Genomic DNA, 25,599 nt, shown 5'->3' with positions numbered 1-25,599 from the left:
AAACTAGAGTTATGGCTGAAAATATTGAATACCGCATTGAACATGACACCATGGGCGAAGTTCGCGTGCCCGCCAACGCACTCTACCGTGCACAGACCCAGCGCGCGGTCGATAACTTCCCGATTTCGGGGCAGACCCTCGAATCAGCCCATATTCGCGCTCTTGCCCTCGTTAAGAAGGCAGCCGCGACCGCCAATGAGGAACTTCAGGTGCTCGATGCTGAGCGCGCCCAGGCTATCCGCGAGGCGGCGGATCTGGTAGCAACCGGTGAGTACGACGAGCATTTCCCCATTGACGTCTTCCAGACCGGTTCGGGCACCTCGTCGAATATGAACACCAACGAGGTTCTGGCAACTTTGGCAACCCGTTCCCTGGAATCACGGGGCATTGAAGTTCACCCCAATGACCATGTGAACGCCTCCCAATCTTCCAACGATGTTTTCCCCACCTCCGTGCACGTTGCCGTGACCGAGGCACTGGTCAAAGAGCTGATCCCTTCCCTTGAAGTTCTCGCTGCTTCGCTGGAAAAGAAGTCCGCAGAGTTCAAGGACGTCGTCAAGTCCGGACGCACCCACCTGATGGATGCAACCCCCATTACCCTGGGCCAGGAATTCTCGGGCTACGCCGCTACCGTGCGTTACGGCATTGAGCGAGTGAACGCATCCCTGCCCCGCGTGGCTGAGGTTCCCCTGGGCGGCACCGCCGTGGGTACCGGTATCAATACCCCGGCAGGCTTTTCGGCACGCGTGATTGAGCTGCTTGCTGAAGAAACCGGCCTGCCCCTGACCGAGGCACGTAACCACTTTGAGGCGCAGGCAAACCGCGACGGTCTGGTTGAGGTTTCCGGTCAGCTGCGCACCCTCGCATACGGTCTGATGAAAATCAGCAACGATATTCGTTGGATGGGTTCAGGCCCGAACACCGGTTTAGGCGAGCTGCACATCCCCGATCTGCAGCCCGGCTCGTCCATCATGCCTGGCAAGGTAAACCCGGTGATTTGTGAGGCTACTATTCAGGTTGCGGCGCAGGTAATTGGTAATGATGCGACCATCGCGCTTTCCTCCACCAACGGAGCCTTCGAGCTGAACGTGGGCATTCCGGTGATGGCGGCTAACCTGCTCCAGTCCATCCGCCTGCTCGCCAATGTTTCTCGCGTGGCGGCAGAGAAGATGATCGACGGCCTGAGCGCCAACGTAGAGCGCTGCCGCTTCCTAGCGGAGGCATCGCCCTCGACCGTAACCCCGCTGAATAAGCTCATCGGGTACGAGGCCGCCGCGAAGATCGCCAAGTATTCCGTAGCAAACAAGGTCACTGTGCGCGATGCCGTGGTAGCTTTAGGCTACGTTGAACGCGGCGAAGTCACTGAGGCTCAGCTCGACGAAGCCCTAGACGTCACCAAGATGCTGGGCAATTTCTAGTCCGAGCATAATCGTTTTCACGCGAACAAACACTCCTAGAACATAGTTGAGGGGCCTCTACACGATGTGTAGAAACCCCTCAACGTTTGAGCTAAGGCCCGCGGTGCGGACGGATAGATAAATCTCTATCTCAGAATTTTGCTCGGTCTATTTGCCTTGTTCGTACTGATAGATAAGTTCCGCAAAATCGGCGCGAGTAACGGCACCATCGGGCTGGAACCAGCTTTCAGACCAGAAAACAAGACCCTTCTTCTTCAACCAGGTACTCTCTCGGTAGAACGGGGAATCAGCCGTCATATCGGCATATAGGGATTGTTCCGGTAGGTTCACGCCAGGTTCCCCAGCGTAACGGTACAAAAACGCAGCCATACTGGCGTGAGATGCAGCCGCCTCGGGGCGGAAATGACCGTCACTCCAACCGAAGCTGATACCACGTTCGCGTGCCCAAATAATCTCCCGGTAGTGCGGGTGTTCCGGGGTAACATCCACATAGGGAGACTCCTGCGGAAGAGTAACCTGAGGGCTTCCTGCCAGGCGGTAGAGGGTCACAACTGCCTGTTCGCGGGTTATAGCGTCGTAGGGGCGGTAATAGCCGTCCGCGCTATCGACGAGCTGTCGCTGCGAAGCCCAAAGAATCGCATCGCGGTGTGCGGTACGATCGTGCACATCTTTGAAATCCGATTCGGGTGTAGGTTTCTCACCGGGTGCGGGCTTGGGGTTTGGCGCGGGTTCGGGGCCCGGCTGGGGCTCTGCCGGTTTGGGATTTGGAACCGGTTGATCCGCAGTCGTTAACGGGAGTTTTTGGTGGGCTTCGAAGATAACATCGTCCTTCAGGTCCTTTGGATATACCCCCGTACTAAGCTCGTATACGTGCCCGGTTTTGAGGGTATTCGCGGGAATGGTGAAGGTGGTCTGGAAGGTACCGTCGGTAAAGCCATCGTAGAGGTCTTTCTCTTCCACCCGGTAGGTATAATCCACTGGATGAGTGAGAACTGCGCCCGTTGGTTTGCCAGTCTTCGGGTCTATCTCGTTAATAACGAGGTTCATACTTTGCCCCTGTATCTCGGCGTTCCCAGAACCGTAATACCCGGTACCGGTCACGGTGATCTCGGTATCGGCAGTCGGGGTCACGGCGGGAACGCTCACGTTCAGCTGCGGTGCTTTACTCTCCGAGGAAAACTCAACATCCAGGTATTCGGTCAGAGCGTTGTTTGCCAACGTTCCGTCGGGATTAATGACCTGGGTTCCGATGCGGTAGCTGCGGCGTGCATCCAGACCTGCCGGATAGGGAAGCGCAGTTTCAAAGAGGCCGCTCTGCGAGAGCTCCTCGGCAGAAACTTTCACCGATGACACGGTTCTTTCCTGAGTAACAACCTGACCTCTGGGCCAATCACCCTCAATAAGAGAAACCTGCAAGTATCCGCCTTGAGGAATAAACTTTGGGTCATAGCCGGTACCGCGCACCTTCACGGAGTCTTCCACCAACGAGTTAGGCTTACCCTCGACTTCCAGATTGGTGTTCTGGCGTGCGATCAGCACCGGTGCCTGGGTGTTGTATGCTGTGGTGGGCAAGATTTCATATCCTTGCGCCTGCTGCGTTGTCGAGGTCAGGGTACTGGTGACGACATAATCGAGTTCCGGATGGAAATCATTCAGCGGCAGCGGCTGGGTATTCAAATAGACCTCAAAGGTTCCGTCATGAATCTGCGATGCGGGAACATTCACATACCCCAGGTTATATACGCCGTATTCCGTAGTGAAATATGGGGAATTAGCTGGTGTATCTGAAGGGGTAACTTTGAGGCTGACCTGCTGATCTGCCGCCACACCGTAGAAACCGGTTCCTTTGATTTTGAGCGTCTTCCCGTAGTAGGGGTTGACTTCATCGGGGGTTTCGACCACGAGCTGCGGAGTTGCTTGAGGTTCCTGATCGGCCACAACCTGCGGGGTCACCGTAGCGGAGGATGCAGGGGTTGAAGCACCAGGATCGGTGACAGCTCCCGCTGGGGTCAGCGGAAGCACTAAAGCGCCTGCCACCACGAGGGCACAGGCGCTACGTCCGAGAGCATTTCTGGCTCTTCCGGGCGATTCGTTAGGTGAATTGTTTGTAGGGTAGATAAGAGACATTATTATTCTCCATTTGTATAGATGTGGTTGGGAGTGAGCGAGTTAAATCTCTCAACACTCATATTCACCTTATCAAACCTTTAACTCAAAATACAGGGTTTTCCCATTTAAAAATTTCTTTTGGAACATAATTTAATTCTTATCCCAGCAATGTACACGCTATAAATATTACCCCATCACACAACCTACTTCGCTGATATATCAACAATATCTACCCCATAAAGCAACATATACTTTTCATAAATACACCACATGTTCATTATCACAATATTACGCATAGGCTTATTTTTTAACGGTGTGCTACATCTGAAAAATTTATAGATATTTTCGGTGGTAACCTTCTATAATTTATAGATTTTAGATTTTTACAAGAAACCGAAATTAATGCATAAAACCCCCATTTTTATTTTTCTCAGATATGAACAACGGTAAGTACGAGAAAAATACTCAGATACAACCTTGGGAGTACACATGGTCTTCAACGCATAGCAAACAGGTATTATGCGGGCGCGCGGCTATCGGCTTAAGGGTGTATTAGAGGGAGTATTGACGGTTACCGAGAGGATTCAGGTTCATCTTTGGGAGCGTGAGATACATAGTCAAAACGGCAATGTCCGTCATAGTTCAGCGCCGCATCAATGCGGTCAAGCATCCGCTCAGAGAGCATAGAACGCTCCTGAGGATCCGTCACATCTACCCATCGCACCTGGGAAGATTCCTCGTCATTCACTCGTGCCTGCCCGGATACCCACCGGCACAAAAACGTGTGATCTAAAAACTGGCAGCGATCCCCGTTGCTAAAGCGCATCGCGGGGTCAGCCTTGACCTGAGCAAGCTCTAGAACCTCAATACGCACGCCCGCCTCCTCATAGGCTTCACGTATGCAGGTAAGCGCCGGGTTCTCGCCAGGATCGACAATACCCGTCACGGGAGTCCACCTGCCGTTATCGCTGCGTTTAACCAGCAGTACCTTGCCATCCTCATCGCGACGGATCACTGCGGTAGCGCCCGAAAGCCATAAATATTCGTGACCAATTTTCTTGCGTAAATTCACGATGTACTCGGGGGTAGGCATCAAAGATCCTTTCGTCGATCGGTGGTTTTGGCCCGAGGCCTTTAGAACGATAGGAATGAGTAGCTTGGCACCAAAACCGCCGCTATCATTCCTATCAGCATAAACGGTCCGAAGGCTATGCGGGTGCGCCGTGTAACGGACCTGCTCAGTACCAAGACCACGGCGCATAATCCGCCCACAACAAAGGTAACCAACGTCGCCCACAATAGGTTAGCCCACGAGAAGTAGCCAATGAGCCCGCCAAGCGCGAGAGCAAGTTTCACGTCCCCTCGGCCCAGCGCCCCGAAGGAGAGCATCCTCATCAGGACGTAGAAGGCCCAAAGTACAAGACCACTCCCCCATACACGCAGGATAGTTCCCCACTGACCGCTCAGAGCAGCAATAACCGGCAAAGCGGTGTGGGTGGCAAACACGAAAGGAAATACGATGCGGTTTGGTAGCCTGTGTTTTCGCAGATCCCAGCCCCATAGTTTTACCGTACACCCAGCTGCGTACAGCAGGTAAAGAATCAGCAGAATACCGGCGATCCAGCCGGATACTCCCTGTGTAAAGAGTTTCGAGAGTTCTTGAAGCATGAGTGGCTAAGATCCAAAGCGGCGGGTGCGACCCGCATAATCCCGCAGGGCACGCAAGAAATCTACCCGCGTAAAATCAGGCCAGAGAGCCTGACAGAAATAGAATTCCGAGTAGGCGCTTTGCCAGGTCAGAAAGCCCGAAAGGCGCTGCTCACCAGAGGTACGAATCAGCAAGTCAGGATCGGGCATATCGCGGGTGTACAAGCGACGCGAAATATCCTCAACGTTCAGGGTATCTGCCAGGTCTCGCATCGAGCGGCCCTGAGCCTCAGCGTCAAGAATAAGTTCACGCACCGCATCCACAATTTCTTGACGTCCGCCATAGCCAACCGCGATATTCACGCGCACCCCAGGCAAGGGCGCGGTCTCTTCTATAACCCGCTCCAGGGTGTTGCGAAGCTCGTGGGGAATAAGGGAAACATTACCAACCGCGTGCACGGGCCCCTGCTGCGCGGTATGCAGCCGCTGCAAAAATTCGTCGATAACGGCAATAAGCCCGGTAAGTTCATCGGCGGGTCGCTTGAGATTTTCGGTTGAGAGCATATACAACGTGACCTGCGGTATGCCCAAGTCGGCGCACCAGCCCAGAAAGTCAATGATGCGCTCGGCTCCTGCCGCGTGCCCCTCACGGGTGCTCAGCCCCCGCTGTGCGGCCCAACGCCGGTTGCCGTCCACCAGCACACCGATGTGTGTAGGAAGCATCTGCGGGGTTAAAGAAGTTGCCATAGAGCGTTCATAGACGCTCGGTTCCGGGGAGGTTCCCGGTTCAGAGGGAACCCCATGCACGGTAATAACGGGCAGCGCCAGAGTATCAGCGGGCGTCATGCTGATCGTCCTCGGACTCTGCATCCTGCTGGGCTTGAGCTTGCTCAGCTTCTTGAGCAGCAGCGTATTGTGCGCGGTATCGTAGACGGCGAGTGCGCCTGGTCATGTCGATGCCAAGAATAATGACAAGGAGGGATAGCGCCGCAGTTGCAAAGAAACCGCCAATACCGGGCGAACCTGCAACAGACCCATCGGGGTTGGCGGCTGGGGTGTTATCTGCTGCAAGCGCAACACCGTGAGCGGCAAATGCCACAAGGTCGGGGACTGTGGCGAGCGTATCAAGAATGAGGTGGCTCATGACTATCCTTCTGAACATTCCGGTTTCTAGCGGTAAGCCGGTCATGTGTGATTGTCTAAGTCTTCATTCTACCGCGTGACATCTTGTATATTCCCGCCTGAGGTTCATGTTTCAGCTGGGAATGCGCCAAGAGTTTAGCTATGTTCACAGTACTCAAGGCCCGCAAGCCTCTGCATCGCCAAGGGGCACCGCATGATCGCTTACGGAGGCTATAGGCTAGAAAAATATACCGTCACTCAGGGAATGCTCCGGCAGGGTTACCGGCACCCGCGAGTCGATAAGTGTATAGTCCTCCCAGGGCCAAATATGCTTCTGCTCATCGGTAGAGATCGCAAAGAAAATACCTTGCGGATCCACCTGTGAGGAGTGCGATAAAAGCGCCTGATCGCGATGGATGAAGTAGTCACTGCAGAGAATTCGCGTGGTGGTTTCGTGCCTGGTGCCGTCTTGTGCATCATTGAAGCGGTGCGCCATATGTTCGATGAAACCTTCAAAGACGCTCTCGCCCCGCTGATCGAGCAGGTACTCGTGCAGAGCGACGGTGCGTTCGGGGTTGAAGGCACGATCATAATAAAGCTTTAGGGGTTTCCAGGGCTCGCCTTCCCCCACGTATGCTTCGGGGTTACCAGCCTTTTCGTAGGCCTCGACGGCAACCTTATGGGTCATGATGTGGTCGGGATGCGGGTATCCCCCCACCTCGTCATAGCTGAGAATAATATGAGGCCTGTACTCGCGTACGAGTCTTACCAACGGTGCGGCGGCCTGTTCGAGAGGCAGTGTACCGAAGCTGCCGAAAGAAAGTGGGGGAAGAGGGTCGCCTTCGGGCAGACCGGAGTCCATGAACCCTATCCATCGATGTTCGATGCCTAAAATCTCAGCAGCACGAGCCATTTCGGTGCGGCGTAATCCGGGCAGGTCACGGTGTGCTCTGGGAGCGTTACGAATTTCTTCGTTGAGGATGTCCCCGCGTTCACCGCCTGTCATAGTGGCAACCATATAGCGGGCGCCGCGGGAGGTATAAGCGGCAGCAGTCGCGGAACCTTTAGAGGATTCGTCGTCCGGGTGAGCGTGGACGGCTAGGATACGCAGCCCTGCGTATTCCTCATCAAGAGGTTTAAGATCCTGCACTGCGGGATGTTCAGGCAGAATTGCTTTGATTTTTTCTAGCGCGTCGCTCACGTTAATCCTTATGATGACAAAGGGCTTATACTGTGGGGTTTAAAATGGTAGAGATTAAGAGCATCTCCTAAAAGTGTAATCATACAGAAATAGCGCAAGAAAACCACCCTAAATGAAGCATTATGACGGTGTAAAGTATCGTGGTGCAGACCATCTTCTGTACCGCATCGTCCACTAGACACCACGAGAAGAAAGCTATGACAGATCCTTCACACACGCAGGCGAGCGAAACGGCAGCTACCGGTTCTCATGCCGATACCCTAGCGCAGCGCTATGGCGCCAAACCTGTTCGGCAGCGTGCCCTCTCCACGCGAATGTGGGTGCTTCTTGCTGCCTGTGTTACGGTTGTGGCGGGCGCTTTTGTGGTGTGGGTACAGATGGATTCTCAATCCCGCCCAAGTGCACGCGATACCGGGTTTACCCTCATCAGCAATGACGAGGCACAGGGGCGTTTTGAACTCTCTAAAAACCCACAAGACACCGCGGTTTGTTCGCTTAAGGCGCTTAATTCTTCCCGTGTTGCGGTGGGATGGGCCGACGTCGAAATTGGTCCTAACAGCGCAGAGCAGGGCAACACCCGAGTCACACAACACAGCGCGAACCTGCGCATACTCTCGGAGGCAACCACGGTTACCGTGGATTCCTGTCGGCTTAAATAGCCGTATCACACCCACGATTCGGTGAGCGCTCAGCGAAATGATACACGCCCTAACACTCAGATATTTAGGGCATGTGTACTTTCTGCCCTAGAATAGGGTGATACTTTCCAGGGGAGAACCCCCAGACCAACGCGCCGGTTTTATACCGGAGCATAACCAAAGGAGAAGCATGGCTGAAAGCAACGGCGCATGGCTCACTCAGGACGCATACGATCGGCTGACTCAGGAGCTTGAATATCTCTCAGGTCCGTATCGTCAAGAAATCGTTGACCGCATCGCCGCCGCTCGCGACGAGGGAGACTTGCGTGAGAACGGCGGATACCATGCGGCACGCGATGAACAGGGTAAAAACGAAGCTCGCATCAACCAGCTTAAGCATCTTCTGGAAAACGCCCAGGTAGGAGACGCCCCCAGCGATGACGGTGTGGTTGCCCTCGGCATGGTTATTGAGGCCGAAGTAGCTTCCCGTTCTATGAAGTTCCTGCTGGGCTCTCGCGAAATCGAGGAGACTCTGCCCGCCAACTCTGATTTGAAGGTCTTCTCGGAAAAGTCTCCGATGGGTGCGGCGATTCTGGGGGCAAAAGAAGGTGATGAGGTCACCTATCTTGCCCCTAACGGTAAGGAATTGACCGCGAAGATTGTTTCAGTCAAGCCTTTCCAGGGTTAGAATCACGAAGCTTTAAACGCACGGTGGGGTTCGGTTATATGACCGAACCCCACCTTTATATCCTGCGCAGATGACCTCTCAAAATTAGTACACCACGATGGGTTTGAAGCCTTCTTCCTCCAAAGCCGAGATAACCTGACGGCAGTGTTCCACGCCTTTGGTTTCCATATCGATCGTAATGGAGACATCGCCCATCGACAGAGAACCGCCTACGCGCGTGTGATCCACGCCAGTAACATTCGCGTCATTCTCCGAAATGATGCGCGAGATCGTCGCCAGCTCACCCGGACGGTCTGAGAGCATCATCTTAATCGTCATATACCGACCCGCCGCCGAAAGACCACGCTGAATCACCTTCAGCATGAGCATCGGGTCAATATTGCCGCCCGAGAGCACACATACGACAGTTCCCAGATCGCCGTATGTTTCCTTGAGTTTGCCGTTCATAAGCGCCGCCACCGGAACCGATCCGGCGGGTTCAACCACCAGCTTATTGCGCTCCATCAAGAAGATAAGGGCCCGGGCGATATCGTCTTCACTCACCGTCGCTACATCGTCGACAAGCTTCTTGATAATGGAAAACGGCAACTGACCGGGGCGTCCCACCGCAATGCCATCTGCAATCGTCGAGACCTTCTTCAACGGGACAAGCGCATCCGCAGCCAAGGAAAGCGGATATGCCGCCGCATGCTCAGCCTGCACACCAATGATGCGGATCTTTTTACCCAACTGTTCTTCCTTCGCACGGACCGCCGCCGAAAGACCAGCAAGCAGGCCACCTCCGCCAACGCCCACAATGATGGTATCGACCTCAGGCACCTGTTCCAGGATTTCTAATCCGATCGTTCCCTGACCCGCAATAATATCTTCGTTATCGAAGGGATGCACAAACACCGCGCCGGTCTCTTCGGCATAGCGTTTTGCTTCAGCCAGCGCCTCGTCCACGGTCGTACCGTGCAGTTCGACCTCGGCGCCGTGGTCGCGGGTTGCGGTCACCTTCGGAAGGGCTGCACCTAGGGGCATGTAAATACGCGCCTTGATACCCAGTTTCGCCGCTGCGAGAGCAACACCCTGTGCATGGTTACCCGCAGATGCGGCCACCACGCCGCGCTTCTTTTCTGCATCGCTGAGTTTTGCCATGCGCACATAGGCGCCACGCACTTTGAAGGAGCCCGCACGCTGCAAATTCTCACATTTGAAGAAAACTTCCGACCCCAGTTTGAGGCTCAGGGCACGAGAATGCGCCACAGGGGTTCGCTCGATAACCCCGTCGAGGAGCGACGCTGCTGTCTCGATATTCTCCAGGGTTACGGGTAGATCGGTTAGGGGTGCGTTCACATCGGATCCGTTCTTTACGCTCTCATCAGCTTCTGCCCTCTATTTTAGGCGATGAAGAAGCCTAATACAGAACAGAAAAGCCCGCGTTGTTCATCTCACGCGGGCTTTTCTGGAGGGGAACTGCACAATTACGTATCGTCCTTGGAAGGCGAGACGGTTTTAGTCGCCTGTGTAGAGCTAGTCTCAGGTACGGTGCCTTCGGAATCGTCTTCACCACGAATCGCTTCCCGCGCCTGCGCAACAACCTTCTGTGCTTTTTCTTCACGCTTTTTTGATTTCTCACGGCGCTCAACCTCATACGGGAAGAGGAACTCTTCACGGCGCAACTCCGGGTCATTCTCCCACTGCCGTGCAGCCAAGTAGCGCACAACCGAGTTCACAACGGCGAGCACGGGAACCGCAAATAGTGCACCCGCTGCACCGAAAATCATGGACCCGCCTGCCACCGCAAAAATCACGGCGAGCGGATGCAGCGAGACCGCTTTACCCATGATGAGCGGCTGCAGAATATGCGATTCGAGCTGCTGCACCAACAGCACAATGCCGATCATAATGAGCGCCTGAACCGGCCCCAAAGCTACCAGTGCCAGCAGAACGGCGACCGCCCCAGAAATAAGAGCACCAATAACCGGGATAAAAGACCCTAAGAAAACCAGAACGCCCAGCGGAATCGCCAGCGGAACCCCCAAAATGGCGGCGCCAACACCAATGCCCACAGCGTCAATAGCGGCCACCAAGATCTGCACCCGCACATAAGCGCCCAAGGACTTCCACCCTGCACGGCCCGCGCCGTTCACCGCATCGCGTGCCTGTTGTGGGAAGAGCTTGACGATAAACAGCCAGATGCGCTCTCCCTCCATCAGGAAGAAGACGAGGGTAAAAAGAGTAATAAGCACGCCGGTGGCAAACTCTGCAGCGGTAGAACCAACCTCTGATACGCTCCGCAAAACGGTTGAGGGGTTATTGCTCACCGCCTGTTCTATCTGATTAAGAATCTGGTTAAGCTGATCAGCGCCCAGCTCATACCCCATGCCCTTAAGCCAGTCCACGAGCTGCTGATACCCTTGAATGGCGTTGTTGGTAAGCGAGACAAACCCCCGCACAAGCTGCTGCCCGGTAAGGGCCAGTAAAGCGGCAATTCCTAAAATCATGCCGAGTTCGGCAATAGCGGTCGCGCCACCAGCACGAATACCGTGCTTACGCATAGCGTACACGGCGGGGCTTAGAAGCGCAGCCAAAAGCGCAGCCACCATCGCCGAAATAATCAGCAGAGATACCTTTGAAAGCCCCTGCCATACAAGCCACACGGCACCGACCACTACGATCAGACGCCACGACCAGGCCGCCGCAGTATTAAGAGCGTAGGGTACGCCGGTACGGGCTAATTTCTGTGCCCGCACATCCTGTTCACTCTCCCCTGCCGTTAGGTTTTGATGCGTGCTGCCGGTGCTCTGTCCGGCTACGGATTCGCTCACTCAAATCTCCTGAAAAGTCGGTGCTATAGAAATCGTCTCTCGCCCATGCCGTTGCTGCGGCATATAGTTATTCCGCAAGTCTAGCAGGCTCAAAACAAAGAATCGGCGGCACCCACCGGTTGTGAGTACCGCCGTATCCTCAATGCTGTTAGTCCCTGTTGACCATCTCGTTGATGTACATGAGAATACGCAGAATCTCAATGTACAGCCAGACCAGCGATGCGGTCAGGCCGAATGCCAAACGCCATGACTCGCGCTCGGGAAGACCTGCTTCCACCGCCTCGGCAGTGTTGGTGAAGTCCAGCAGAAGCGAGTAGGTTGCCATAGCAACAGTAAACAGCCCCACAATCAGACCCAGCGGAATACCGCCGATGCTCAGGCTGCCCAGGGGCGAACCAAACAGACCCGCACCAAGCCAGGAAACAATGCCGTAGATCAGGTAAGCGAACATACCGATCATGAAGATCTTGGTCATCTTCGGAGTAGCACGGATCTTACCGTTTGCGAAGAGAGCCAAGGTAAGACCGGCGACAATCACGCTTGCCAGCAAAGCCTGAATAGCGATGCCCGGGTAGCTCTTATTGAGCAGACCGGATATACCACCCAAAAGCAGGCCCTCGGACACGGAGTACAGCATAACCAGAGCCGGGGAAACCTTACGCTTGACGGCGTTAACGATACCCAGGATCAGACCTGCGATAAGTCCCACGAACATGAGGTAGGGCAGATACCAGGAAACTGCGGCACCGAGCACCACAAGAGCCAGGTTCAGACCGGTCTTCATGATCACATCGTTCATGGTGAGGCGGTCGCCCTCGGCAACGGGAGCATAGCCGGGCTGTGCATACGGATCGTACTGCGCCTGCTGGTACTGGTCATAGTTCGCCTGCTGCGGCTGAGCATAAGGCTGCTCGTACTGAGCATACTGGTTCGGCTGCGGCTGACCATACCCGTAGGTCTGCTGACCGTACTGCTGCGGTTCACTGGAGTAGTTCGGCTGTGCCTGATACTGACCCTGCGACGAGGAACCACCCGCACCAAAACGCCCGAAACGGGGATCGCCTTGCCTATTTTGCTTGGCGATTGAATTAATAAACGGGTTACCCGCCATCATTCTCTCCTTCGGTGAGATTTACAAAGAGTTTCTCAATATTCTATCGAATTCTGAGAAATTCCGGGGATTATTCCTCCATAAAAGCTCATATTCCAGGGTAATTTTGAGGTGCCATCATGTCTTTTTCACCCTAAGCTGTACTCCCCCACAGTTTAAGACTTCTGCAGGGTCTCAAAATCATGATCCTCCTCAAACTAGCCGGTTGTTGATTCGCGAAGCAGCCGCGAGTGAAAGCAGAGCCAGAATTAGGAAACCCACCAGCAAAAGTATGAGAGTGGTGAACGCTAAGGGTAACGCGCCGATAACAGGGCCCAGGCTTGCTCCCACGAACAGAACAAAACCGTTAAGCGCCATACCGCTGGCACGATGCGGTGCCGCCGCATCGCCGTAGAGAGTAATCATCGAGGGAATCGCTAAAGCAACACCCGCAACATAGATAAGGCTGCATACGACGATGCCAGCAAGTACCTGCGCGCACAGTACCCCACCCAGCAGCCCAAGAACAGATAAAACGTATCCAAGCTGCGCCACGCGAAGTACCCCATATTTTTTCGCATAAGAACCCGCATAAAGGCTTATCAGCATTGCCGGAAAGGCAGCAAGACGCACCCAAACAATGCCGGATGCCGCAACGCCTAGGGTTTCAAGATGCCGCCCCAGCCCCGTATACAAGGCTACGAAGACGAGAAGAAGGGTTATATGGGCAAGACCGTACAAGAGGAAAATAGGCTTGATAGAGAGGGAACCGAGAGTCACATATTGTTTCCACAACGATGTCGTTTGTCCAGTGCGGGGGCGCTCAAGCATCGTACACAGAACCAGAGAAACGGTTCCGATAAAGATAAGACCGCACACCCCGAAGAACCATCGCCAGCCAAGGCTTAGGGCAATAATAGAGGCGAATACTTGCCCAAAAATTCCAGCCGCCAAGAACGCAGTGGACATTGCACCGATAGGTCGTGCTCGCCCGGCAGGCAGTACAGATTCCGTGAGATATGCTAGGGCAACGGGTGCAAATCCGGCGGCAGCCATCCCCTGGCAGGCCCGCAGAATAGTGAGCACGCCGAGCGTAGGGGCGAAGGCGCATCCAAGGGTAGTGAGGGTAAGCACACTCAGGGAGAGAACCACAACCTTTTTTCGTCCGTAACGATCCGAAACCGGTCCCCATATAAGAAATCCCACGGCGTAAGCAAGGCTGAAGCACAGCGACAGGGCGAACGTTGCGTTAGCTCGAAAGGCAGACGAGACCGGGGCGAGCAGCGGTATAGAAGCATATAACTGTGCTAAGACGAACAGTGCCGTGGATACCAGAATTACCACCGCAGTTCGTGTAGCAGGATATTCTTCGGAGGTTGAAGAGGCCGATGTAGTGGTCCTTGTTGTCGTGTTCTCTGCATGGTGATACATGAGTAAACTCCAATCCAACGAAAGCGTTGGAATTAACCCTAGTACCATTAAGGCGTAAATTGCAACCATAACGTTGGAAGTGTCGAAAGCGAGTATTACAGATGATGGCTTGGGATACCGAAAGTACGAAACAAAAGATCAAAGATGCGGCTCTCGCCGAATTTACCGCGCACGGCCCCGATGGGACGACCGTGGAGCGTATCGCCAAGAGGGCGAAGGTCAATAAGGAGCGTATCTACAACTACTTTGGGAACAAACAAGAACTCTTCAAGGCTATTCTGCACGAAGAACTAGACCAAGTTGCCGAAGTCGTCGGTCTTACGTCGCTTGCCACCGAAGATATTGGTGATTACGCCGGACGCATGTACGACTATCACCGTGAACATCCCGATCTGTTGCGTCTGCTGCGCTGGGAATCCCTCACAATTGATGGTGAAGTCCCCCATGAGAAATACAGGCGCGGTCACTACACCTTCAAAGCGAATGCGGTGCGCGCTGGGCAAGAGGCAGGTTCCGTCACGGACGATATAGACGCCACCTATCTTGTACTTTTTATTCTCGCTATCGTGGGGTGGTGGTCGGCCATGCCGCAGGTATCTCGCATGCTCTGCGGCGAGCCCACCGAAGAGGAGCACTGCAAACGTCGCGCCGCCGTGGTGGAGGCAGCGCGGAGGCTAGGGAACCCACATTGCAAGTCGGATAAGAGCTAAACTCCTTTATTGGTACGGGGGCTTACCCGTCTAATTCGTCGAGCATGCTCTCTAAATAGTCGAGCACCGCACCGTCATTATTCGAGCCAATCACCCGCTGAGACACGGTCTTGAGCTCGTCTGAAGCGTGGGCCATTGCCACACCGGTACCGGCGAACGAGAGCATCTCAAGATCGTTATCGCTATCACCGAAGGCCACTATCTGAGCAGGGGTTATCCGCAAACGCTCACACAGATCTTTCAGCCCCGTTGCTTTATTCACACCAGCACGCACCAGGTCAATGGCACCGAAACCACTAACGAGCGGGGTTACCGTCTTCGGCAAGGTGCGCCGTAACTGTGCTGTAGCATCCGGCAGATCCCGATGCGTTACTTGCAGAGAAAATTTGATGGGAACACCACGCACCTGCTCATAAGAGCTAATACGCTCGGTTCCGGGATAAAACATACTGGCAAAAGCGAAGGGATCGATATTCTGCGGCAACGGCTTACCCTGCACCTCAAAATAGTCCCGGATAATGTTCATAACCGTTTTTTCGCGGTTTTCCAGTATAAAGCTGCTCTCTGCCGTACACACAACGATCCCAAACTGAGGCATACCGTTCAGTATCTCGTACACACGCGGCAAGTCCTCAGTAGCAAAATGATGCACCGCAAGTTCCCCGGAATCATCCGCTACATAGGCACCATTTTCTGCGATATAAATAATGTCTCGATGTTCAAAACCATGCATATACTGGCGTAATTTCGTGTAGGTATTTCCGCTTGCTACCACAAAATAAATTCCATGCCGAGACAAGCAGGTTAGGATTCTCTCAAAACGCTCAACATCGAACGTCTTATCATCATTCAGGAAAGTACCATCCATATCTACGGCAACCATACGCACGGGCTTGTTGCTGCGGTTTTCCTGCTGTGTGGGCATCGGGGTTCCTCTAATAATCGGCATGTACAAAGGCTACGTTTATAAACACAAGCTGACTGTATGCGAGAGAGAATATCGTTCTGCTCCGCACATTTTTCCATTAATTTTAGTTTCTTTATATACATAAATCGCGTGACATCACCAAAATTCCCCCTTTACAGACGTTTTCTTTCTATACTGTGAAAAGCATTCACTCTATGCACACATACAATCTCTAGGAATCATTGATGTTAAAAATACTGTCATCGCGCTCCAATGCGCATGCTTTTTGGTCCTCTGCATCAGATCAAGGGCGTTCCTTGAAACTCGGCACAAGATTTTCCGCAGCTTTTCTAGCCCTAGGACTTGCACTGAGCGGATGCTCCTCTGAAACTATCACAATTTCTGAGTCTACCGTCTCTGCGTCCAGCACCTCCTCAGCTGAACATTCTTCTGCTTCTTCACAAAGCGCGGAGGCCTCACAGCAACCCACGGTTTCCGCGCAGGATTCGGAGCAAACACCCACCGTGACCGAGGTAGGCGAATCACCTGAAGAGAATAATGCCGATACTTCGACGGCTCATCAGGGTTCCCAAGTTCGCCCCGGAACCGTCACTATAGTCAATCCTGATACCAGCTCCATCAAGCCTCAGGGAACGGCGCCTATAGGATCTGACGAGGCTAGTGAGGCCCTGCGCATCCTCAATACCCTTCCCGTTAAAGGCCGCGCCCCTAAGACCGGGTACTCCCGTGCCCAGTTCGGAGATGCCTGGAGCGATATCGACCATAACGGATGCGATACCCGCAATGACATTCTCAACCGGGATCTCACCGCAAAACAGCACAAAAACTCTCGCGGATGCGTGGTGATCTCGGGCATTCTTAACGATCCTTACACCGGGAAGGTCATTAATTTCATGCGCGGGAAAGATACCTCGGAGCAGGTTCAGATCGACCACGTGGTGGCGCTTTCTGATGCCTGGCAGTCGGGCGCTCAGGAGATTTCGGCTCAAGAACGCTTACAACTCGCCAATGATCCCGAAAACCTTCTGGCAGTTGATGGCCCTGCGAATCAACAGAAAAGCGATTCGGATGCCGCCACCTGGCTGCCAGCAAACGCATCGTTCCGCTGCTCTTATGTGGCACGTCAGATTCGGGTGAAAGCTAAGTACCACCTGTGGGTCAAACCAGCCGAAAAAGAGGCTATGATCAACGTTCTTACACCCTGCGCAGGAGCCGCAGAAGCACCCGCTCCGAAGCCTGTGCCTGATGCCCCCGCTCCTGTGCCCCAGGCAGATTCGCCGCAGGAGCAGAACCCCGCCCCGGCCCTAACTTTCCAAACCTGCGATGATGCCCGTGCTGCGGGGTATCGTAATATGCACCGAGGCGCACCGGGATATTCCGAGCATCTTGATCGTGACGGTGACGGCATAGCATGCGAGTCACGCTAAGTCTCTAAGCCTTACCTCCGTCTGCACTCCCCTACAGATACATATACCCCCGCCTTGACAAGCAGTAAGGACGGGGGTCTACTGTCACAATTCTTCATCTTGAAACCCATACAGGTGCTTTAAGAGTGCAGCATCACGCCGAACCTGTGTTTAAGCTGTGTAGAACCTGTGTAAAAAAGATTTATAGATGTTTACCTTTACTTGATAAAACTTTACGTGACAACCTTGTAGTCATGGAGAATGAAATAACTAAATCTATTGGCACCCTGATTTTCCGTGTAGCGTTGGGCTTCACCTTTGTCATGCACGGTTTCCAGAAGGCATTCCTGATCGGTCCCGCAGCAGAAGGTGCAGCGTTCGCCAAAATGGGTATTCCTGCGCCCGAGCTTTCGGCGTACTTTACCATTGGTGCCGAGCTTATTGGCGGAACTCTCTTAATCCTTGGTTTAGGAACTCGTTTTGCCGCAGCTGCCATCGCAATCGCTATGGCAGGTGCTTTTATTTTTGTTCACATCAACGACCCATTCATCACCGACCAGAAGACCGGCGCAGGTTTCGAGTACGTTTTCGTCTTGGGTATGGCAGCCATCATGTTCATTCTGACCGGTGGAGGCAGGTACTCACTAGATTCGTTCTTCAGCCGCAATAAGGCTTAACCGCCTGAGCGTTCTTCTAGAACGTATCTATCACTCATTCATCTACCCATCCTGAAGGCACCGTCATCGCTGGCGGTGCCTTCTTTATATACCGTGGCTTCTCTTCCCCTACCCGGCGATCCCATGCTTCTCATAAGGTAGAGACACATTCGTCTCCCAAGGCATACAAATAGCCCGTCACATCCGAATACACATTGGATGCGACGGGCTATTATAGTGTGCCCCCAGTGGGACTCGAACCCACACTGGACGGATTTTAAGTCCGCTGCCTCTGCCAATTGGGCTATAGGGGCAAAGTCTAAACCCGCAAGACCACTACTAAGAATAGCATTAGTTTGCGGGTTTCGACGCTATTAGGCTCGTTTAGAGCTTTGCCTTAGTCTTCGCCGGTGCCGTTCCGGTGGCCTCTTGGAAAGCGAGACGCGGGGAACGTTGGTGGCGAATCGTCGTGGTGTCACGGCCAAAGAGCTGGTTGAGTGCCCAGGTCGTCATAACGCGCACAGTACGCTCGGTCGTGGGAATTGCAGAACCGTGGTAGCCGCGGTGCATGATCCACGCGAGCGGACCTGCAAAGGTCTTGCCTTTGAAGTTTGCAACACCCTTCCACAGACCTAGACCGGCAACCACACCGATGGTCTCATGGTAGTAGTCGGTCAGAGGCTCGCCACGGCGTGATGCCAGAATATTCTTGGCGAGAACCAAAGCCTGGCGGGATGCGTGCTGTGCGTTCGGTACGCAGAAGCCGCCCACGCCGCCTCCAGAAAGGTCGGGAACGGCAGCATTATCGCCAGCAGCCCAAGCGCCCTCGACCACGCCATTATCGCCAGCCACACGCAGATCTGCGTTCACGCGAACGCGTCCGCGCTCGTCGATCGGGAAGTCGGTATTCTTGAGCATCGGCGATGCAGCAACACCAGCAGTCCAAATGAGGGTATCGGTATCCATCTCACCGGCGGGCGACTTATCCGCCATGTTGATGAGCTGCAGGTGACCGTCGGTAGCGTCTGAGAGGGAGGTATTGAGCAGAACCTCAATGCCGCGAGCGCGAAGCTCAGCCACAACCTTCTCGGCGCGGTCTTCGGGAACCTCCGGCATGATGCGCGGCGCAGCTTCGATCATCACGAAGCGCAGATCGGATACGCTCAAACGGTCGTTACGATTAACGGCTTCGCGAGCCATGTCTTCCAGTTCGGAGATGGTCTCAACACCGGCGAAACCGCCGCCGACGACGACGACGGTCAGGGCACGGCGGCGTGCATCGGGGTCATCAAGTACGGATGCAACCTCAATACGCTCCAGCACCCAGTTACGCACAGAGACGGCTTCTTCGACAGTCTTCATGCCGATAGCAACTTCGGCAAGACCGGGGATTGGGAATGCACGAGTCACGGCACCAGCACCAAGAACGATCTCATCGTATTTCAGCTCGAAGGGTTCGCCATTGTCGATAGGCTCGACCGTAGCGGTACGCTCTGCATGGTTAACGGAGACAACATGCCCAGGAATCAACTCGGTATCGCGCAGATGCTGGCGGAGCGGAACGGTAGCGTTACGGCCTTCCATCGAACCCGCAGCGACTTCGGGCAGGAACGGCTGGTAAGTCATATAGGGGTTAGGCTCTACGATGGTTACCACACCACCGGTCTGCTTGATAGCCTTCTGAATTTTCTTGGCGACGGTAAAGCCTACGTAGCCACCACCGACAATAAGAATACGGGGACGATCCTGTGCCTTATGAAACGACATATATTGCTACTTCCTAGATTTTGTTTACCCGCCACGCTTTAGCGCGCGAGCACTCAATGATACGTTCACATGCGCTTCCCGGGGGTGCAGGATACATGGACATGTGAACGAACAGAAATTCTTAAGCTTTCTCCGCAAGCCTCGACACTCGGTGCCGCAAACGCGAAAACACTATTTTTCCTGCATGTTGTATACCACTATTTTACGCGTTTATCTCGAGGAAAACACATTTATGTAGGCATGCGAAGTAAGGAAAACTGCTCATGAATGATAACGCTTCGCGTTTATGCGCCGAAGTTCTGCTCCGTCGGTGGGGTTGCGTTCCGCATCATGTAGCGCGTCCTTAGGGTGTTTTAAACCTTTGCTCTACCCACAGACCGGGTGTTAGGAGTCACGAAGTTTTCTTCCACATTTTTATCTGAGTTGTTTATTAACTGCGTGCTTTTCACCACACTATGAGGAGCTAGGGTTCTGTGGCTCAGGTTCGTGAGCCGATGAAGGCTCTGGAACGCCGGATTCCGGCGCGGCGGGTATTGAGGAACGCCCCGAAGCGGCACCCTGCAAACGAAGGCACGACGAGTTAGCCGTCTTCTTGCGCGGCGTGCGAGTACTGTGTTTCTTCTGGGCGGAAGCGACCTTTCGCGGTGCTGAGGCCGGGCGACCGTCCTGCCCCGTAGGATTCTGTACGGATGCTGAACTCGCTGCCTCGTCAGGAACATCTGGAACACCTGTTTGCGGAACTTGGCGCTTAATCCCGGAAATATGAGGCAGACGAGGTTTCCGATGCGGAGGTAACGGACCCCTACTTAAACGGTGGGCTCGATGCTGTGCCGCACCGGTCTTCTGAGCGGGCCGGTGCGAAGCTTTCCCGATCGTATCTGCCGATACCTGTGACGCTTCAGGATCGGAGGATTCCTGCCCTACGGTCGAGTCCTTAACCGGCTCGGCGGCGGGAATCTGCGGGGTGCGAGATACGCCCTCGCTCTGAGCTACAGTCTGAGCCAGGGCAGGTTTTTCTGATTCCTGAGGTTCAGGTGCGACGGGTTTTTGCTCGGGCGCAGGCGTATTCCCCTGGTCTGCCGGTTGAGTCGCTTTCGCGGGTGCGGCAGGAGTCTGCGCTACCGTATTGTGCTGGGCGGGCTGCTGAGGCTCTGCCGGTTTCTGCGTCTGCGGTAATGGCTGTTCTGGATACACCGGGGCCTGTTCAACCGAGCCTGATGCTGCTGGCTGCGCTGTGTCGAGGCTTTGTGTCGAGCCGACGTTCTGTACCGTATCCGCATTCTGTACAGAACCCACATTACCCGCGTTCTGCACGGTGGCAGGAGGTTGCGTGGGCACGGCGCTCTGCTCGGTACCCGCTGCGGCTACGCTCTTCTGGACTGCAGCCACATCCTGCTGTTTGTGTAAGTTCTGATCTGCCTCAGGTTGAAGCCCGGAAGCGGAGGGTGCTGACGGTACCGCGGCTGCGGCATCCGGTGCCGAGGAGGAAACAGGTGCAGGTGCAATCTGCGTTTGTGCCTGCGCATTAGGCACAGCAACCTCAGGTTCGGGGCTCTGGGGTGCGCTGGCAGCGGGCGGCTGAATAACGGGAGCGACCGGTGCGGAAGCCTCCGGAGCAGCAACCGAAACTGCGGAAGGCTTAGAGTGTGAAGCTTTCTCTCGCTCACCGTGGTGCAGATGAGGATGCGGCACTACATCGCGCACATTAACGTGCAGGCGATGCAGACGACGAACGCTGCGCACCGTGAGCAGCCCCAAAATGACGAAGAGAGCGCCCACGATGATAAACGGTAAAAATCCGCGATCCTCAACCGGTCGGCTGGGCTCTGGAATCTTCGCCTTAACGATAGTCTCGCCTTCTTCATGCACCGGAGTGGCCGAAGCATCGGCGGGAGTCGGAGCAGGTACTTCTTGGCGGCGGTGTACGGCGATCCAAGCCTTCAACGACCCCAGCGGATTCTCCGTAGCATCCTGCGGGGTTGAAGGGTCCAGGGCCATCAGCGGATTTATGATGCCAAACCCGTACACCGGGTCACGCCCGGCAGCACCGGTGTCGTCGGCGCTTTCGGTAATACGCTGAATAATTTGAGCCGCACTCAGATTGGGGTACTTAGACTTAATCAACGCCGCAAGACCAGAAACCAGCGGTGCGGATGCCGAAGACCCCGACCATATCATGTACTTATTCCCCGGCACGGCAGCAATCATATCGTTGCTCGGTGCCGTCACGCCAATAGAAATACCCTGAGTCGAAGATCCCTTGGAAGCCTCACGCTGACGGTCCACGCCGCCAACCGTCAGTACCCCCGGAATAGTCGCCGGGGCACCCACCTGCGTGATACCGCTGCCACGGTTACCGGCGGATGCTACGACGACCACGCCCTTCTCTTCGGCGTAGGCAAAAGCATCGTCCCAGCTCTTGGGCCAGGTTGTCTTATTCGAGCCGATAGAAAGATTGATTACCTGCGCGCCATGATCTACCGCATAACGTACAGCGGCGGGAATCTGCTCATCAATACTTTTCTCAGCATTCGAGACCATGTTAAGGGAGATAGGCAGAATCTTGGCGTCCGGTGCCACGCCGATAACGCCCGCAGGTTTACCGGGCTGACCAGCAATCTTAGGAATACCGGAAACATTATGACCGTGACCGGCAATCAGGGATGCAACTTCGGTGCCGTGCATGGGTTCTACGCCCAGCCCCTGCCAACCGTTAGGAGAGCCCTCGCCGGAGGCGTCATAACCCTCCAGCACGTTATCTACGAGATCCGGGTGGGTGCCGTCGACGCCGGTGTCAATGACGGCAACCGTCACGCCCGATCCCGTCGATTGTTTCCACGCATCCACAATCCTGTAGTCGGTGAGCCAATATTCGTGCTGACGAACGTCGTCCTTACCTAGAACGGCAGCTTCAGCGGGAGTGAGCGTTATAGGGGTTGGTGAGGCTGTCGGAGCGGCAGATGCAGGAGCTCCGGACAGGGCTAAGCTAGTCGCAAGCGCCCCGCATCCGAGAAGCGCTACGACCCGACGTATGCTTGTGCGCGTCATCATGGCGATGTGGTTGGAACGCGTCATACCTGTGTACCTACCGTCGTTGGGTGTTAGTTGTACATGCTTAACGTACCTGGGATAGTGCTATGCCGTCCAGAATGTCATGTTCGCTCACCGTCACAGAATCGATGTTTCCTTCGGTGATCTCACGCAGACGAGTCATGATACGGGCATAAATGGTAGCCCCGGCGCCAATAACATCAACTCGACCGGGGTGCATATACCCCAGCGCGGCGCGCTCATCGCGGGTCATAGAGCGCAGCATCTCTGCCGTTTTCTGCACCGTATCTACAGAGATGGAAGAACCGTTAATAGCCTCGGAATCATAGGTCTTTAGCCCCAATGCCGCGGCAGCGATCGTGGTTGCAGTACCGGCAACGGCAACGGCCCGGGTAGCCTTTTCGAGAGGAACGCTCTGCAATACGGTGTCGATTGCCGCATCGGTGTCAGCTTCAACACGTTGAATCTGATCCGAGGTTGCGGGAGCAGATGCCATATGCCGTTCGGTCAGGCGCACGCATCCGATATTCACGCTTCTTGCCGCCTGCACACCGTCTTCGGTCCCAAGCACGAATTCGGTAGACCCACCGCCCAGGTCAAAAACTACGGTCTTAGACTCATCGGCACCGACCGCCAGTACAGCGCCCGCAAACGACAGTTCCGCCTCTTCGTCGCCGGTAATCACCTCGGGCTCAATGCCCAGAATGTCACGAATACCATCCATAAAAACCTGACGGTTTCCGGCATCGCGGGTGGCACTCGTCGCCACGAAACGAAGCTTCTTGACCTTGTGTTTACGCAAAAGTTTTGCGTATTCCCGCGTTGCCTCAAAAGTGCGGTCCAAGGCCTCTTGAGCAAGCCATCCAGTGGCATCAACCCCCTGCCCCAGGCGGACGATACGCATCTGCCGCACCACGTCGTTGAGACGGGTTACCGTGCGACCGTTAACGGTTTCGGTGCTGGCGTCAGCGATCAGAAGACGGATAGAGTTGGTACCGCAGTCAATTGCGCCAACACGCATAATGGGCTCCAATCCACGCAAGGCGTGAGGTTCTAAAGTTATCTAGCCTGCCGCAGATTAATGCGTCGAGCTACTTACATATTAGGTGCCCGTACCGGTTACAGGGAACGGCACGGGCAAAGTTATTAAAAATGGCTGAAATTAGGCATCCCGCCATGATGGTTCACATGCGCAAACCTGCGGGGTCCACCAATCGGTGATTTCATCCAGACCCCAGTCCCCCATAGGGTTAATGCCGCGGCCCACCGCCAGGGTGTGACCAATCACGGCATGCAGGCATTTGACGCGCGTGGGCATCCCGCCCGCCGAAATATTCTCAATTTCGGGCACCTCATCGGTTCCGCTGATCAGACGTATGCGCTCACGCTCGGCTAGGTAGTTTTCGTGTGCTAGGGTGTACCGGCTCGCAAGTTCGGTATCGTCCGCGAGCGCATCGGTCATCTCGTACATGAGGCCCCCCCGCTTCCAGGCGGGATGCGGCCGCAGTAATCGCCGGATGCGCCAAGTAAAACACGGTTGGGAACGGGCTTCCGTTCGATAGCCTCGGCGCTGTGGCGGCAACAAGCGGGTTACCGCATACGCAGCGTGCGGGAATCTCAATAACATCCCGCACGGTACGGCCCAACTGTGCTGAGAGCACTCGGATATCTTGGTCGGTGGGCGTCAAGGTTTCTACGGTAACGCCGAAACCCTGCGGGGTGCGGTTTTTGAGGTCTTCTACAGTGCTCATAGATCTTTCTTGAAGAATCGGTACGTCAGGTTTTATCGTACAGTACAGTTCACGTGTACAGCCGTACCGGCGTTACTTATCAGCAGGTTTAGGCGAAGGAGCCTTACCATCATTCAGGGACCCCCAAAGTTTGTTCGTCCACGAATCTTCGGGAGCATTTTTCCCGGAGGCAGAGGTGCTGTCAGCCCGGCCGTCATCCGAATCTATACCGGTGACTGTGTACGGGGTATCGCCCGGCGCCACATAGAATAGGCGGCTGCGCGCCTGCTGGCGCACATAGTCGTCGTCTTGCCACCAGGTTTTCTCGGCTTGAAGCTGCACGTTTTCCTGTTTGAGTTCAGCAATGCGGGCGCGGGTAGTGTTAATTTCCCGCTGCTGATCAACATAGTTAGTCAGCGGGTATGCGGTACCCAGCAGGAGCACTGCGATCATAATAAGAATGCCCAAAAATTTTCCGCTAAAGCGATGCGCCGCGACGGGAGTCTCGTAATTCTCATCCTCATCGTGTTCGCGGTGAATGCGGCGTTCACGTGCATCGCGTTCCCTATCGGTGCGATGTGCCCGGGTACGGGCACCGAAGAAGCTGTTAGCGGCGCGCATCCAGGCGGGGCGCTGCAAATACGAGCGTTCTTCAACGGTTCGATGGGTTGCGGTGCTGTGGGGTTCCTTCGCCGCAGGTGCAGAAGATTTGACGCTCGCGGACTTAACCTGTTGATTGTGCGATTCACGATGCGCTGGCTGCGGGGGCGGCAGGGTGGCCTTCGAGCGCCGCGCAGTTGGCTTCTGCTGAGCCCGCTTATCTGCGGTGTTGGTCGTGCGGGATGAACCGGGTTTATGCGCCTTCTGCTTGCGAGCACGGGATTTACGGGTGGATGCTGACGCATCGGAGAGGCTTTCGCGCGCGGCAGCGGACTGGCTGCCGCGTGAGGTGCGACCTCGACGTGGTTCCTGCCCCGCCGGGCTTTTGCGTCGTTCACGTCCGTCGCGCTGAGCCATCATGTAGTGCTTTCCTTCCCTGCCCCTAAGTCTCTGATTACCATTCTAAGCTACCGTAAACGTTCAGACGGAGTTATCCCCCGAAAAAGTGATATACCCGAACTATTGCGGGTGCATTCCCCTAACACCTAGGAAAAAACTGAGCTGTTAGATTCGGAGGGATACATGTTCAAGAAC

Annotated in this window: 21 protein-coding genes, 1 tRNA gene and 1 pseudogene; 6 read left to right on the top strand and 17 right to left on the bottom strand. The window is 54.8% G+C overall.

The genetic code is table 11. The annotated features are described in order from the left end of the window. Positions 1-11: 11 nt before the first annotated feature. Positions 12-1,418: a class II fumarate hydratase gene (locus HMPREF0733_RS06595; RefSeq protein ID WP_013398590.1), complete on the top strand. Its 1,407-nt coding sequence runs from the start codon at positions 12-14 to the stop codon at positions 1,416-1,418. 147 nt (positions 1,419-1,565) lie between these two features. Here the strand turns inward: HMPREF0733_RS06595 and HMPREF0733_RS10760 are convergent, their stop codons facing one another. From HMPREF0733_RS10760 to mca, 6 genes are all read right to left on the bottom strand, one after another. Beyond that, positions 1,566-3,545: an S-layer homology domain-containing protein gene (locus HMPREF0733_RS10760; protein ID WP_013398589.1), complete on the bottom strand. Its 1,980-nt coding sequence runs from the start codon at positions 3,543-3,545 to the stop codon at positions 1,566-1,568. Positions 3,546-4,098: 553 nt separating this feature from the next. Beyond that, positions 4,099-4,620 carry an NUDIX hydrolase gene (locus HMPREF0733_RS06585; RefSeq protein ID WP_013398588.1) on the bottom strand — a complete coding sequence of 174 codons (522 nt, stop codon included), beginning with the start codon at positions 4,618-4,620 and terminating at the stop codon, positions 4,099-4,101. A 41-nt stretch (positions 4,621-4,661) separates the two neighbouring features. After that, complete coding sequence (locus HMPREF0733_RS06580) at positions 4,662-5,195, bottom strand: prepilin peptidase (protein WP_013398587.1); 534 nt, start codon at positions 5,193-5,195, stop codon at positions 4,662-4,664. A gap of 6 nt (positions 5,196-5,201) precedes the next feature. Then, complete coding sequence (gene uppS, locus HMPREF0733_RS06575) at positions 5,202-6,020, bottom strand: polyprenyl diphosphate synthase (protein ID WP_013398586.1); 819 nt, start codon at positions 6,018-6,020, stop codon at positions 5,202-5,204. After that, positions 6,007-6,318: a hypothetical protein gene (locus HMPREF0733_RS06570; protein WP_244864667.1), complete on the bottom strand. Its 312-nt coding sequence runs from the start codon at positions 6,316-6,318 to the stop codon at positions 6,007-6,009. Before HMPREF0733_RS06570 ends, uppS begins: the two co-directional genes overlap by 14 nt. Positions 6,319-6,534: 216 nt before the next feature. Next, entirely contained in the window at positions 6,535-7,497 is a 963-nt protein-coding gene (gene mca, locus HMPREF0733_RS06565; protein WP_013398584.1) for a mycothiol conjugate amidase Mca, read from the bottom strand. Positions 7,498-7,694: 197 nt separating this feature from the next. On the opposite strand from mca, the gene HMPREF0733_RS06560 reads away from it, so the two are divergent. Continuing rightward, entirely contained in the window at positions 7,695-8,156 is a 462-nt protein-coding gene (locus HMPREF0733_RS06560; RefSeq protein WP_013398583.1) for a DUF4307 domain-containing protein, read from the top strand. A gap of 169 nt (positions 8,157-8,325) precedes the next feature. After that, positions 8,326-8,823, top strand: coding sequence for a transcription elongation factor GreA (greA, locus tag HMPREF0733_RS06555; RefSeq protein ID WP_004006080.1), 498 nt, complete (start codon positions 8,326-8,328; stop codon positions 8,821-8,823). 84 nt (positions 8,824-8,907) lie between these two features. On the opposite strand, the gene ilvA is transcribed toward greA, so the two are convergent. The 4 genes from ilvA to HMPREF0733_RS06535 all read right to left on the bottom strand — a co-directional run bounded on the left by ilvA (position 8,908) and on the right by HMPREF0733_RS06535 (position 14,157). Further along, positions 8,908-10,161 carry a threonine ammonia-lyase gene (gene ilvA, locus HMPREF0733_RS06550; RefSeq protein ID WP_013398582.1) on the bottom strand — a complete coding sequence of 418 codons (1,254 nt, stop codon included), beginning with the start codon at positions 10,159-10,161 and terminating at the stop codon, positions 8,908-8,910. 128 nt (positions 10,162-10,289) lie between these two features. Next, the gene (locus tag HMPREF0733_RS06545; RefSeq protein WP_013398581.1) at positions 10,290-11,636 is read right to left on the bottom strand and encodes an AI-2E family transporter; all 1,347 of its coding nucleotides are present in this window, start codon (positions 11,634-11,636) and stop codon (positions 10,290-10,292) included. Between the two features lie 148 nt (positions 11,637-11,784). Further along, positions 11,785-12,747, bottom strand: a complete 963-nt coding sequence (locus tag HMPREF0733_RS06540; protein WP_004006077.1) for a Bax inhibitor-1/YccA family protein — start codon at positions 12,745-12,747, stop codon at positions 11,785-11,787. Positions 12,748-12,939: 192 nt separating this feature from the next. Then, positions 12,940-14,157: an MFS transporter gene (locus tag HMPREF0733_RS06535; protein WP_115333583.1), complete on the bottom strand. Its 1,218-nt coding sequence runs from the start codon at positions 14,155-14,157 to the stop codon at positions 12,940-12,942. Between the two features lie 101 nt (positions 14,158-14,258). Here HMPREF0733_RS06535 and HMPREF0733_RS06530 point away from each other — a divergent pair, with 101 nt between their 5' ends. Further along, positions 14,259-14,867, top strand: a complete 609-nt coding sequence (locus HMPREF0733_RS06530; protein WP_013398578.1) for a TetR/AcrR family transcriptional regulator — start codon at positions 14,259-14,261, stop codon at positions 14,865-14,867. A gap of 22 nt (positions 14,868-14,889) precedes the next feature. On the opposite strand, the gene HMPREF0733_RS06525 is transcribed toward HMPREF0733_RS06530, so the two are convergent. Next, positions 14,890-15,792, bottom strand: coding sequence for a Cof-type HAD-IIB family hydrolase (locus HMPREF0733_RS06525; RefSeq protein ID WP_013398577.1), 903 nt, complete (start codon positions 15,790-15,792; stop codon positions 14,890-14,892). Between the two features lie 227 nt (positions 15,793-16,019). On the opposite strand from HMPREF0733_RS06525, the gene HMPREF0733_RS06520 reads away from it, so the two are divergent. Together HMPREF0733_RS06520 and HMPREF0733_RS06515 are read left to right on the top strand one after the other, a co-directional pair. Then, positions 16,020-17,222 carry a GmrSD restriction endonuclease domain-containing protein gene (locus HMPREF0733_RS06520; protein ID WP_013398576.1) on the top strand — a complete coding sequence of 401 codons (1,203 nt, stop codon included), beginning with the start codon at positions 16,020-16,022 and terminating at the stop codon, positions 17,220-17,222. A 233-nt stretch (positions 17,223-17,455) separates the two neighbouring features. Beyond that, complete coding sequence (locus HMPREF0733_RS06515; protein WP_013398575.1) at positions 17,456-17,878, top strand: DoxX family protein; 423 nt, start codon at positions 17,456-17,458, stop codon at positions 17,876-17,878. Between the two features lie 219 nt (positions 17,879-18,097). Here HMPREF0733_RS06515 and HMPREF0733_RS06510 read toward each other — a convergent pair. The 6 genes and pseudogenes from HMPREF0733_RS06510 to HMPREF0733_RS10995 form a co-directional block, all read right to left on the bottom strand. After that, positions 18,098-18,171 (bottom strand) — tRNA-Leu (locus HMPREF0733_RS06510). A 70-nt stretch (positions 18,172-18,241) separates the two neighbouring features. Next, positions 18,242-19,624 (bottom strand): NAD(P)/FAD-dependent oxidoreductase, encoded by a 1,383-nt coding sequence (locus HMPREF0733_RS06505; protein WP_013398574.1) that lies wholly within the window; start codon positions 19,622-19,624, stop codon positions 18,242-18,244. A 453-nt stretch (positions 19,625-20,077) separates the two neighbouring features. Then, positions 20,078-22,699 carry a S8 family serine peptidase gene (locus tag HMPREF0733_RS06500; RefSeq protein ID WP_013398573.1) on the bottom strand — a complete coding sequence of 874 codons (2,622 nt, stop codon included), beginning with the start codon at positions 22,697-22,699 and terminating at the stop codon, positions 20,078-20,080. A 40-nt stretch (positions 22,700-22,739) separates the two neighbouring features. Further along, positions 22,740-23,696, bottom strand: coding sequence for a Ppx/GppA phosphatase family protein (locus HMPREF0733_RS06495; RefSeq protein ID WP_013398572.1), 957 nt, complete (start codon positions 23,694-23,696; stop codon positions 22,740-22,742). A 141-nt stretch (positions 23,697-23,837) separates the two neighbouring features. Beyond that, positions 23,838-24,426, bottom strand: a pseudogene (locus HMPREF0733_RS06490) (DUF501 domain-containing protein). Between the two features lie 72 nt (positions 24,427-24,498). Further along, entirely contained in the window at positions 24,499-25,425 is a 927-nt protein-coding gene (locus HMPREF0733_RS10995; RefSeq protein WP_244864663.1) for an FtsB family cell division protein, read from the bottom strand. Positions 25,426-25,599: the final 174 nt, after the last annotated feature.

This window comes from Rothia dentocariosa ATCC 17931 (assembly GCF_000164695.2).
GTDB lineage: Bacteria > Actinomycetota > Actinomycetes > Actinomycetales > Micrococcaceae > Rothia > Rothia dentocariosa.
The sequence above is the reverse complement of the archived record's forward strand: the minus strand, read 5'-3'. Positions and strand labels throughout refer to the sequence as shown.